The organism is Variovorax sp. GW531-E2, from assembly GCF_059423125.1.
Window position 1 is genome coordinate 104,335 of record NZ_JBWKXQ010000011.1, and the last position, 11,031, is coordinate 115,365.

Consider the following 11,031-nt stretch of genomic DNA (forward strand, 5'->3'; position numbering starts at 1 on the left):
TGCGCACCTGCAGCGTGCGCTCGCGCACCGCAGGCGTGCACTTCTGTCTAGGAACTCGCGGCGCCGGCCAGCGCCAGCAGCTCGTCGACCTCCCAATGATCGTCCGCGTGCCCGCCGTACTTGACGGCGACCACGGTGCCCCGCGCGTCGATGAGCACGTCGGCCGGCAAACCCGTGATGCCGTTCTCCGCCTTCCTGTAGAAGCGGCCCGTCGCGAGCACCCAGCGCAGGCCGCTCCAGAAGACGCGCGGATGCAGGAACGCCAGCCGCGAGGTTTCCACGCCGAAGCGCCGGTAGTGCGCCTTGGCGGGGTCGGCCACGCAGTCGAACGGCAGCTGCGCCTGGTACTTGCGCATCTCCTGCGCGGACGAGTGAAAGAGCACGACCTCGCGGATGCCCGCCGCCGCCAGCTCGCCCTGCCTTCGGGCGAAGGTCATCAGATGGAAGTTGCAGACCGGGCAGCCCGCGAAGCGGCGAAACTGCAGGTGGACCCAGCGCGAACCGGCGTCCGGCAGCTGCAAGGGCTTTCCGTGGATCGTTTCCAGGGCCGTGGCGGGCACCACATCGCCGGGCGAGAACTTCATCGATGATCCTTCAGGAAGGGTTGCGAAGACGCCGGGCCGGGTGGCTGGAAAGCGTCTTCCGATTTTTAAGTACACTGTACGTTTATTACTTTACAAGCTCTTCGAGAACGGAGTCAAGCGTGGGACGTCCCGCCAAATTCACCCGTGAACAGCTCCAGCAGGCCGCGCTGGCGCTGGTCGATGCGGAAGGCCTCTCCGGCCTGACCATGCGCGCGCTCGCGAGCCGGCTCGAAACCGGCGCGATGACGCTCTACAACTACGTGTCGCAACGCGAAGAGCTGGAGATGCTGGTGGTCGAGGCGGTGCTGGGCAAGGTGCGCTGGGAGACCGACGACCGCCTGCCCTGGCACGAAGCGCTAGAGGACATCGCGATCGCGCTGTGGCGCGTGATCCGCGACCATCCCCATGTGATTCCGCTGATCCTCACGAAGCGCAGCCGCTCGCCCGCGGTGTTCGAAGTGACCGAAGCCCTGCTGCGCACGCTGGCCCAGAGCGGCCGCAGCGGCGCCCGCCTGCTCGTGGGTTTTCGCGCCGTGTCCGCGCTCATCATGGGCGCCGCACAGGCGGAGCTGGCCGGGCCGCTCACGCTGCAGGCCGACGAATCGCCCGATGACACCATCGCGCGCTTCCAGGCGTTGCCGCCGGACCGGTTCCCGCACCTGATCGAGATCGCCACCGCCGCCACGGCCAGCGATGCGGAGACCGAGTTCCGGGCGAGCCTGTCGCTGCTGATCGATGGCCTGCGCGCAGACGCTCCTGCGGCGCAGGCCTGACGCCGCTCAGGCCAGGGCCAGCGCCTCGACCTGGTCCAGCGCGCGCGACGCACCGCCCAGGCGCGTCGCCAGGTGCTGCGCGCGCTTCAGGTACAGGTGCGCGTCGTGCTCCCAGGTGAAGCCCATGCCCCCATGCACCTGGATGGCTGTGCGCGTGGCCTGCTGCACGCCTTCGATGGCCGTGAACTCGGCGGCGGCGCAGGCAAAGCGCCAGTCCGGCAGGCCGCCGTCGAGTGCGGCAGCGGCATAGCGCACGGCCAGGCGCGCGTTGTCCACGCCCATCCAGGCGTTGGCGAGCTGGTGCTTGATGGCCTGGTAGCTGCCGATGGGCTTGCCGAACTGCACGCGCTCGCGGGCGTAGGCGCTGGCGAGGTCGAGTGCGGCCTGCGCGACGCCGACGAGTTCCGCCGACAGCGCGACGCGGTGGGCGGCGCGCACGCGGGCACGTGATTCGGGGGCGATGGGCAACGTCTCCCATGCGAGTGACGGCGCGGGAGTCGTCGGTGCTTGTCGCAACGTAGGGTCGAGCGCATCGGACACAGCGCCCTCAGGCATCGGCCGCAGCGCGACGCGCAGCGGCACGGTGTCGTCATGCCAGCCCTGCACCACCACGAGGTCCGACGCCTGCCCTGCGTGCTCGATCCATGCATCGCCCTGCGCGATGCAATGGAAGGCGCGCTCGCCCGCCATCGCCGCGCGCACCCAGTCGCGGAGCGACTCGGGCGGTGCATCGCCACAGGCCTGCAGCCACAGCGGCAACAGCACGGCGCTGCCAGCCAGCGGCAGGTTCAACAGCTGCTGGCCTGCAGCCTCGGCCACGATGCAGGCCTCGCTCATGCCGAGCCCCAAACCGTCGTGCACCTCGGGCACCAGCAGCGCCATCCAGCCCATGCCGGCCATGTCGGCCCACAGCGACTGCTGCGTGGCATCGGTCCAGGGCAAGGCACGCCGTGCGCGCGCGAGCGGGTGGTGGTCGGCGAAGAAACGGTGGGCCGACGCGTGCAGCATCTGCTGCTCGTCGTTCAATGCGAAATCCATGGCGGGTCGTGTCGTCGTCTTCAATCAGTTCTTGGGCAGGCCCAGCATCTGCTCGGCCAGGATGTTGCGCTGCACTTCGGAGGTGCCCGCCAGGATGGTTTCGGCGCGCGTCCACAGGTAGTCGCGCACCCAGGCCGCGGCCTGCGGGTCAGCGCCCGTGGGCTCGGGGCCGGCCAGCGCGCGCTCGCCCAGCACTTCCATGGCCGTGGCGAGCAGCTTCTGGTGCGACTCGCTCCAGTGCAGCTTGGTCGACGAGCCCTCGGGCCCCGGCGGGCCGCCGCGCATCGCGTGCGTGAGCGCGCGGTACGACTTGAGCTTGAGCACGTGGCTGTCGACCGCCAGCCGCGCGAGGTCGCGCCGCAGGTGCGGGCAGTCGAGCGCGGGGCGTCCGCCCCTCTGCACGCCGGCCGCCAACCGCGTGAGCGCGCCCAGCTCCTGCGTGAAGCGCACCTGGCGCGGAATGAAGTAGGTGCCGCGCTCGAAGCTCGCGGCGGCCATGGCCAGCCGCCAGCCGCCGTTCTCTTCACCCACCAGCGCGTCGAGCGGCACCTTCACGTCCTCGAAGAAGACCTCGTTGAAGTCCGACTCGCCCGTGATCTGGCGGATGGGCTCCACGCGCACGCCGGGGCTCTTCATGTCGACCAGCAGGAAACTGATGCCCTTGTGCCGCGCGGCCGCGGCGTCGGTGCGCGCGAGCACGAAGCAGTGGTCGGCAATGTGTGCGAACGAGGTCCACACCTTGTGGCCGTTGAGCACGTAGTGGTCGCCGCGCCGCTCGGCCCGCGTGGACAGCGCCGCGAGGTCGGAGCCCGCGCCGGGCTCGGAATAGCCCTGGCACCAGATCTCGCGGTTGCTCAGGATGCCCGGCAGGTAGCGTGCCTTCTGCGCCTCGCTCGCGAAGTGGATCAGCGTGGGCGCCAGGATGCCGTGGCCGATGATGTTCACGCCCAGCGGCGCGCCGATGCGGGCCTGCTCCTCGTGGAAGATGGCCTGCCGCGTGAGCGGCCAGGCCTTGCCCCCATGGGCCTCGGGCCAGCCCAGGCCCGACCAGCCGGCCTGGCACACGTGGTCTTCCCAGGCGCGGCGCCAGGTCAGCTCGTTGGCGTCGGGCGCGCCCCCAGGCCAGGCCGCGACGAAGCGCGGATAGTGCGTCTCGAACCAGTCGCGCAACGTGAGGCGGAAGGCTTCGTCTTCCGCCGAGTAACCCACTTGCATGCTTGTCTGCTTTCTCGTTCTTGCTGATGGTTCGCGGGTGTCAGTCGGCCTTGGCGCCGGAGTCTTTAATGACCTTCGCCCACTTCACGATGTCCTTGCGCAGGAAGGCGGCGAACTCCTCGGGCTTGTTGCCGATGATGTCCAGGCCCAGGCTGCGGAACTTGTCCTTCACCTCGGGCTCCTTGAGCACCTCTTGCAGCTCGTCGTACAGCTTGTTCACGACCGCCGGGGGCGTCTTCGCCGGTGCGACCACGCCCAGCCACGGCATGGCCTCGTAGCCGGGCAGGCCCGACTCGGCGACGGTGGGCGTATCGGGCAGCGACTGCGAGCGCTGCGCCGTGGTCACGGCCAAGAGGCGCACCTTGCCGTCCTTGATGAAGGGGCCCGAGGACGCGTACGCGTCGAACATCACCTGCAGCTGGCCGCCGATCATGTCGGTGAGCGCGGGCGCGCTGCCCTTGTAGGGGATGTGCTGCATCTTCACGCCGGCCACGCTGTTGAAGAGCTCGGCCTCCAGGTGCGTGGACGTGCCCGCGCCCACCGAGCCGTAATTGGCCTTGTTGGGGTTGGCCTTGAGCCAGCTCACGAGCTCGCCCACGTTCTTCGCCGGAATGCTCGGATGCACCACCAGCACGTGCACCACCGAAGCCACCTGCGAGACCGGCGCGAAGTCTTTCACCGGGTCGTAGTTGACCTTGCTGTACAGGCTCGGCGCGATGCCCAGCGACGAGGCCGCGAGCAGCAGCGTGTGGCCGTCGGGCGCGGCCTTGGCGACGTATTCCGACGCGATCATGGTGCCGGCGCCGGGCTTGTTCTCCACCAGCACGGGCTGGCCCAGGCGCTTGTGCAGCCGCTCGGCCAGCAGGCGCGACATGATGTCGGCCGCGCCGCCGGGCGAGAACGGCACGACGAGCGTGACCGGCTTGGTCGGGTAGGTCTGCGCCGCGGCGGTGCCGCCCATGAGCGCGGCGGCGGCCAGGGCCACGCAGGCCAGTGCTTTCTTGAACATGGGATGTCTCCTGTCTCTGTCGATGGTTGTGGTTGTGTCTACGAAGCCAGGACCAGCGCGTCGAGCGCGCGCACGCCCTGGCCCTGTTCCTTCACGAGCAGCGGGTTGACTTCGACCTCGTCTGCCTGTTCCTGCAGCGCCAGCACGGCGCGTGAAAATCCGGCGATGGCGCGGCACGCAGCCTCGACGTCGCCCAGCGGCCGGCCGCGATACCCCGTGAGCAGCGGAAAGGCCTTGAGCTCGCCCAGCATGTCGCGCGCCATCGCTTCGTCGACCGGCAGCACGCGGTGGCTCACGTCTTTGTACAGCTCGGTGAGCACGCCGCCCAGGCCCACGGTCAGCGTCATGCCGAACACCGGGTCGCGCGTGGCGCCGAGGATGAGTTCGGCCTGCCCTGCTTCCATCTTCTGCAGCAGCGCGCCGTCGATCTGCGCCGTGGGCGCGTAGGCGCGCGCCGAGGCCATCACTTCGTCGAAGGCCTTGCGCACCTCCTGCGCATTGCCCAGGCGCAGGCGCACGCCGCCGGCTTCGGTCTTGTGCGCGATGTCGGCGCTGAGCACCTTGAGCACGACCGGAAAGCCCAGCCGCCCGGCCACGGTCGCGGCTTCGTCGGCCGTGCGCGCGATGGCCTCGTCGACCGGCTGCACGCCGAACTCCGCCAGGTAGCGCTTGGTGGTGTGCTCGTCGGCGCGGCCTGCCAGTGCGGCGCGCGGGGGCGCGGGCTGGCTGCGCACCTGCAGCCACGGGTTGTGCTTGCGCCGCTCCTGCCACAGCAGGAAGGGCGACAGCGCCGACACGGCCACGCCGATGTCCTCGAACACCGGCACGCCGCCCGCGCGCAGCTGCTCGCGCGTCTTCGCGGCGCCGGTGTCGATGGCGACGATCAGGCGCGGGTGCTTCTCGGCCACGGCGCACAGGTCGTCGGCCATGCGGTCGAGCATGTAGCCCGGCGCGTAGACCACGATGGCGTCGATGGCGTCGGACACCGCCAGCGCTTCCATCGCGGTGCGCACGAAGCCGGGGTCGTTCACCACGTTGCCCGTCACGTCGACCGGGTTGGAGACCATGCCGTAGTCGGGAATGCCGGCACGCAGCTGGTCTTGCAGCGGCTGCGACAGCGTGGGCACGTCGAGCCCCTGGCCGATGAACTTGTCCGCCAGGATCGCGCCCAACGCGCCCGAGATCGTGATGATCGCCACGCGCTTGCCGGCGCTGCGGTGCCGGTAGCCCGCCAGGTGCGCGAGCTGCGCCATCTGCGCGAAGTCGTGGCTCTGGATGATGTTGAGCTGGCGAAACGCCGCCTGGTAGATCTGCTGGTCGCCCGCCAGCGCCGAGGTGTGCGAGCGCACGGCCTCGGAGCCCTTCTCGGTCTCGCCGGCCTTGTAGAGGATGAGCAGCTTGTCGCGGCGCACGAACTCGGCCGCGGCCTCCATGAAGCGCGGGCCGTCGCGCAGCTCCTCGATGTAGCCGATGCCCACTTCGGTCGCGTCGTCCTGCGCCAGGTACTCGAGGTACTGCGCGAAGTCCACGCAGGCTTCGTTGCCGGTGTTGATGAAGTGGCTGAAGTCCACGCCCAGCCGGCGCGCAATGGCGTACACGGCCGCGCAGACGTTGCCGCTTTGCGTGAGCAGGCTCACGCGGCCCGAGCCCTGCTGCATCGGCGCGGTGTTGAACACCGAGGCGAAGTTGGTGTGGGCCTGCGTGTTGAGGTTGGCAAAGCCCATGGCGTTCGGGCCCGCGACCACCATGTCGGTGGTGGCCACGAAGGCTTCCAGCTCGGCCTGCAGCGCGGCGCCCGCGTCACCGGCTTCGGCAAAGCCCGCGGCATACACGATGACCGCGCGCACGCCGCGCGCCTGGCAGCGCTTGAGCATCGGCGTGACCTCGGCCGCGGCCAGCGCGAGCACCACCAGGTCGGGCGCGGCGGGCAGCGCTTCGAGGTCGGGCCAGCAGCGCAGGCCGAAGACTTCTTCGTACTTCGGGTTGATCGGGTAGATCGCGCCCTGGTAGCCGAATGTCGTGAGGTGCGCGAGCGGCATGCCGCCGATGCGCGCGGCATTGCCGCTGGCGCCGACCACGGCGATGGAGGCCGGGTTCAGCAGGGGTTCGAGACGGTGCAAGGTCATCGTTCAGGCGGAGGCGGGGTTCTTCTGGATGGCCGAAGCCAGGCCGCGGTCGCGGGCCGTGAGAAAGCCCTCGCTCAGGTGCGAGAGCTGGTGCGTGTCGAAATGCGCGGCCAGCGCGGTGCGCAGGCCCTGCGCGTCGAGCGTGCGATTGATCGAGCGCTTGATCAGCCGCAGCCCGAACGGCGGCGCCTTGGCGATCTGCTGCGCCAGCGCCAGCGCGGCGTCGGCCAGCTCGGCGTCGGGCACGACGCGGTTCACCATGCCGATGGCGTGCGCCTCCTGCGCCGACAGCTTGCCGCCGGTGTAGAGCATTTCCTTGGCCTTGCGCGCGCCCATCACCCAGGGGTGGATCAGCACCTCGGTGGCCGCCGCGCCCAGCGTGTGGCCCACGGGGTCGCTGAAGAAGGCCGACTCGCCCGCGACCACCAGGTCGCACATGTTGGCGATCATGAAGCCGCCCGCCACGCAGGCGCCCTGCACCTGCGCGATGGTGGGCTTGGGAAAGTCCCAGATGCGCATCGAGTAGTCGAAGTAGCGCAGCTCTTCGTAGGCCCAGCGCTCTTCCACGGTGAAGTTCGCGCGCTCGGCCTGCGCCTGCTTGAGGTCGTGGCCGGCCGAGAAGTGCGCGCCCTTGCCGCCGAGCACCACGGCGTTCACCGTGTCGTCGCGCGCGGCGTCGTCGAAGGCGGCCATGAGTTCGTCCAGCATCTGCTGGCTCTGGGCGTTGCGCTGGGCGTCGCGGGCCAGCAGGATGCGGCGCACGGCGCCGTGGTGTTCGATTTCGAGGGTGTCGTACGCCATCGTGTGTCTCCGGGTCTGTGTCTGGGGCGGGGGCAGTTTAGACTTCGAAATTCCTGCATCCCAAACACTAATTCCAATTTTTCCCACTATATGGACGAACCCAGAGAGACCGCCGGCGCCCAGAGCCTGCGGCGCGCTTTGCAGCTGCTGCGCCTGCTGGCCGAGCACCACGAGAAAGGCATCAAGCTCACCGAGGTGATCGCCGCCTCGGGGCTGGAGCGCTCCACCGTGCACCGCCTGCTGTCGTGCCTGGCCGAGGAGCAGTTCGCCGAACGCGACCCCGACGGCAAGGCCTACCGCCTGGGCATCGACGCCATGCAGCTGGGCTTCGCCTCGATGCGCCGCGTGCCGCTGGTGGACTCCTGCCGCGCCCTCATGCAAAAGCTCGCGCGCATGTCGGGCGACACCGTGTTCCTCGTGATCCGCCAGGGCGACTACTGCGTGTGCCTGCACCGCGAGGAGGGGCACTTTCCGGTGAAGGTGTTCACCACCGACGTCGGCGGGCGCCGCCTGCTGGGCCTGGGCGCGGGCGGGCTGGCGCTGATGGCCGCGCTCACCGATGCCGAGATCGACCGCATCCTCGAGCGCCACACCGCCGAGTACGCGCAGGCCGGCTTCACCCGCGAGCGCATGAAGCAGGCCGTGAAGCGCACACGCGCGGCGGGCCATGCGGACATCGTGGACACGCTCACCGAAGGGGTGTCGGGCGTGGGGCGCACCTTCGCGGCGTCGGCCACGACGTTGGCCGCGATCAGCTTCGGCGCCATCACGCCGCGGCTGCCGCCGGCGCGCAAGAAGGAGATGGCGCAGTTGTTGAAGGCGCAGTTGCCTTCGGGTGACACAAGCGCGTAGTGCCAGCACGTGAGATACATGGGCGCCGTATCACAACGAGGTTCTTTTGCTCCATATCGAGCGCGTTCGGCAAGTCAGTGTGTAGATCTGGGGCACAGATACTTCCTAGCATCGACTGGCGTGCGAGAACCTGATCGCGGCCAGTTGCACAATCAAGTGCTGCAGCGCATCGTTAGCAGCTGAGTGAGCAGACCGTCGCCACCTGCTAGAGCCCATCTGAAGTACCCCCGCAAGCGGCTGAGGCAAACTGCTATCGACAACTCTCCAGCCAATCTACTACGGTAGAGGCTTGACCTAGATCGCTCCGACCTCCACGCCACCCGGGACGATTCGAGTAGTACTCTTTCTCAGGAAAACAAAGCCGCAGCGGCTCTAAAAAAACGAATGCCACCTCGAACCAAAGAATTGTTTTCTCAAATCTTCCTAGAGATTGAGAATCGTGAAACGATGTTTTTGTGCCCGCAATGTTTCGACGACTACATACTAAAAGAGCGAAAGTTGGCGCTGCATGCCGAACGGAATTGCGTCGCTTGCGGCGAAAGCGTGGCATATGCACTCACGCCTGGAGACGTCGCAACGCTCATAGGCGAGGCACTACCCCGTCACTACGAAGTGGACTACGACCTGCATCCCGGGTATGAAAAGTCTCTAGAGGACATCATCAAGCAGGCCATCGGATGCTGCAGCGACTCCTTCGCCGAGGCCGTGGCGGAGCACTTGATTGACCCCCAGGCGAAAGAGGAAGACTTCTACTTCCATGGCCAGGAGTACCAAATAAAACCCAGCCCGTTCGATTCAGAAGAGCATGAACGATGGTATGTGGTTGGTGGCTGGAAAGACATCGCGAACGAACTCGCCCATGGTCGCCGCTTCTTCAACGATCGAGCTAGGAGATTCTTCGATTCACTTATTGCGGAAGCACTCGATGCGGAAGATCAAGAAAATCCTGGAGCACCCGCCGTAGTTAAGACGCTTCCAGCTGATACGGTTTTCTATCGGGCTCGAATCGCAGGTGATGCTTCACAAGTTGTCGCGTTTAAGGACAATCCCACCAAGGAGCTAGGTGCACCACCGAAGGAACGAGCGGCTAACAACCGGATGAGTCCTGCAGGTGTCCCGTTGCTCTACGCCTCTCGCGACGTTGAAACATGCATCGCAGAGGTAAGGCCCTCCATCGGCGACCTTGTTGCGGTAGGACGATTTCGATCTACGATTCCCCTAAAGCTCTTTGACTTCAATGCACTAAGCGTCCGACTTGCACATCGTCGCCTCAGTATTCTCTCGCCCGATTACCAAGACCGGATGAATCTTCGTCTTCTCCTTGAGTACCTTCATGAGGAGATTGCACGGCCAGCAAGAGCGAATGACAGCGACTACGTTGTGACGCAAGCGTTAGCAGAGTTCATCCGCTACGAAAGAAATCAGAAATTTGATGGGATTGCCTTTCGCTCGGTTCAACACGAAAGTGGGGTTAACTACGTACTTTTCGACAGAGATGCCTTGGCTAACTTGATTGCTCCGGATTGGCGCCCAACCTTTGGCCTAACGATTCCGAGCGATGCCGTGGATGTCTATCGAATCGGTGCCGTGCGGTACGACTTCGAGCAATCGCGGTAAACGTTGAGCTATTGAGAAAAAACCGGTCGAGCGCCCAGAGCCGCCCCCTCAGAACTCGCCGTTTTCCTCGTGCCCCAGCTCGATCGCCGCCAGCCGCTTGCGACCGGCCGAGCCGGCGGCCTCGATCACCATCGTGGCGATCAGGTCGCACACGCCCATCACGGCCGCGTGGTTGTCGAGCAGCCCCGGGCCGCGGCAGTCGCATTGCAGCGACCACGTGGCGCCCGCGAAATCGGGCGAGGCGCGGTCGCTGATGTAGACGATCTTCGCGCCGACGCGCTGCGCGCCCGCCAGCAGCGTGTCGAGCTGGCGCGTCTGGCGGCGCGTGCCGAACACGATCACGCAGTCGCGCTCGCCCAGCCCCGCCAGGTGCTCGGCCAGCGTTTCGCCGGGGCCCGGAATCGCCGTGACGCGCGGCACCACCTGGATGATCTGCCAGCGCAGGTACAGCGCGAACGCATGGCTGCTGCGCGTGCCGAAGATCAGCACCTGCCCCGCGCCGATGATCGCCTTCACGATCTCGGCCATCTGCTTGTCGCTCAGGCGCTCGAAGGTGCTCGCCAGGTTGGCCTGCGACTGCTGGAAGTGCGTGGCCACGAGGTGCCCGCGCTTGGAAGCTTCGGTGGCGTTCTGGAACAGCGGCGAGCCGGTCTGCTTTTCTTCGCGCACCTGGCGCCGCGCCTCCTCGTAGTTCTCGTAGCCGATGCGTCGGATGAAGCGGCTCACCGTGGAGGGCGACACGCCCGCCAGCTCCGCGAGTTCGTTCCCCGCATAGCTGGCCAGCTCGCCGGGAAACTCCAGGACGAAATCGGCAAGCTGGCGTTCGGTCGCGGACAGCTGTTCGAGCTGGCTGCGAACGCGGCGGACGAAGGAATCGGCGGACATGGGTGGGCGGTGGGAAGCGGCGCACGATGATGCCATGCCGCCCCCGCGGCCTCGGGCAAGCGCAGGCATTGGACTAAAGTCCCATGACGCCCCCCACGCCACGCGTTACCTTGGGATCGCCACCTTCGGCG

10 protein-coding genes are annotated in these 11,031 nt (G+C 67.2%); 3 read left to right on the plus strand and 7 right to left on the minus strand.

Annotated elements, in window-relative coordinates; all coding sequences use genetic code 11:
* Positions 1-47: 47 nt before the first annotated feature.
* A complete protein-coding gene (locus tag AC07XP_RS09955) occupies positions 48-584 on the minus strand; it encodes a peroxiredoxin-like family protein (RefSeq protein ID WP_390344961.1) in 537 nt (178 codons plus the stop codon).
* 119 nt (positions 585-703) lie between these two features.
* On the opposite strand from AC07XP_RS09955, the gene AC07XP_RS09960 reads away from it, so the two are divergent.
* Complete coding sequence (locus AC07XP_RS09960) at positions 704-1,357, plus strand: TetR/AcrR family transcriptional regulator (RefSeq protein WP_495264546.1); 654 nt, start codon at positions 704-706, stop codon at positions 1,355-1,357.
* A gap of 6 nt (positions 1,358-1,363) precedes the next feature.
* On the opposite strand, the gene AC07XP_RS09965 is transcribed toward AC07XP_RS09960, so the two are convergent.
* The 5 genes from AC07XP_RS09965 to AC07XP_RS09985 are packed head-to-tail and all read right to left on the minus strand — an operon-like array spanning position 1,364 to position 7,546.
* A complete protein-coding gene (locus AC07XP_RS09965; RefSeq protein WP_495264547.1) occupies positions 1,364-2,395 on the minus strand; it encodes an acyl-CoA dehydrogenase family protein in 1,032 nt (343 codons plus the stop codon).
* A 24-nt stretch (positions 2,396-2,419) separates the two neighbouring features.
* Complete coding sequence (locus AC07XP_RS09970; RefSeq protein WP_495264548.1) at positions 2,420-3,610, minus strand: acyl-CoA dehydrogenase family protein; 1,191 nt, start codon at positions 3,608-3,610, stop codon at positions 2,420-2,422.
* 40 nt (positions 3,611-3,650) lie between these two features.
* Positions 3,651-4,619, minus strand: a complete 969-nt coding sequence (locus tag AC07XP_RS09975; protein ID WP_495264549.1) for a tripartite tricarboxylate transporter substrate binding protein — start codon at positions 4,617-4,619, stop codon at positions 3,651-3,653.
* A gap of 38 nt (positions 4,620-4,657) precedes the next feature.
* Positions 4,658-6,745, minus strand: a complete 2,088-nt coding sequence (locus AC07XP_RS09980) for an acetate--CoA ligase family protein (RefSeq protein WP_495264550.1) — start codon at positions 6,743-6,745, stop codon at positions 4,658-4,660.
* A gap of 3 nt (positions 6,746-6,748) precedes the next feature.
* On the minus strand, positions 6,749-7,546 hold the full coding sequence (locus AC07XP_RS09985; protein WP_070059491.1) for an enoyl-CoA hydratase: 798 nt from the start codon (positions 7,544-7,546) through the stop codon (positions 6,749-6,751).
* 90 nt (positions 7,547-7,636) lie between these two features.
* Here AC07XP_RS09985 and AC07XP_RS09990 point away from each other — a divergent pair, with 90 nt between their 5' ends.
* Together AC07XP_RS09990 and AC07XP_RS09995 are read left to right on the plus strand one after the other, a co-directional pair.
* A complete protein-coding gene (locus AC07XP_RS09990; RefSeq protein ID WP_495264551.1) occupies positions 7,637-8,398 on the plus strand; it encodes an IclR family transcriptional regulator in 762 nt (253 codons plus the stop codon).
* 384 nt (positions 8,399-8,782) lie between these two features.
* Positions 8,783-10,015 carry an RES family NAD+ phosphorylase gene (locus AC07XP_RS09995; protein ID WP_495264552.1) on the plus strand — a complete coding sequence of 411 codons (1,233 nt, stop codon included), beginning with the start codon at positions 8,783-8,785 and terminating at the stop codon, positions 10,013-10,015.
* A 48-nt stretch (positions 10,016-10,063) separates the two neighbouring features.
* On the opposite strand, the gene AC07XP_RS10000 is transcribed toward AC07XP_RS09995, so the two are convergent.
* A complete protein-coding gene (locus tag AC07XP_RS10000; protein WP_495264553.1) occupies positions 10,064-10,900 on the minus strand; it encodes a MurR/RpiR family transcriptional regulator in 837 nt (278 codons plus the stop codon).
* Positions 10,901-11,031 lie beyond the last annotated feature (131 nt).

Coding starts and splice junctions, on each gene's coding strand:
- AC07XP_RS09955 (WP_390344961.1), bottom strand. CDS start 584: ATGAAGTTCTCGCCCGGCGATGTGGTGCCCGCCACGGCCCTGGAAACG.
- AC07XP_RS09965 (WP_495264547.1), bottom strand. CDS start 2,395: ATGGATTTCGCATTGAACGACGAGCAGCAGATGCTGCACGCGTCGGCC.
- AC07XP_RS09970 (WP_495264548.1), bottom strand. CDS start 3,610: ATGCAAGTGGGTTACTCGGCGGAAGACGAAGCCTTCCGCCTCACGTTG.
- AC07XP_RS09975 (WP_495264549.1), bottom strand. CDS start 4,619: ATGTTCAAGAAAGCACTGGCCTGCGTGGCCCTGGCCGCCGCCGCGCTC.
- AC07XP_RS09980 (WP_495264550.1), bottom strand. CDS start 6,745: ATGACCTTGCACCGTCTCGAACCCCTGCTGAACCCGGCCTCCATCGCC.
- AC07XP_RS09985 (WP_070059491.1), bottom strand. CDS start 7,546: ATGGCGTACGACACCCTCGAAATCGAACACCACGGCGCCGTGCGCCGC.
- AC07XP_RS09990 (WP_495264551.1), top strand. CDS start 7,637: ATGGACGAACCCAGAGAGACCGCCGGCGCCCAGAGCCTGCGGCGCGCT.
- AC07XP_RS09995 (WP_495264552.1), top strand. CDS start 8,783: ATGCCACCTCGAACCAAAGAATTGTTTTCTCAAATCTTCCTAGAGATT.
- AC07XP_RS10000 (WP_495264553.1), bottom strand. CDS start 10,900: ATGTCCGCCGATTCCTTCGTCCGCCGCGTTCGCAGCCAGCTCGAACAG.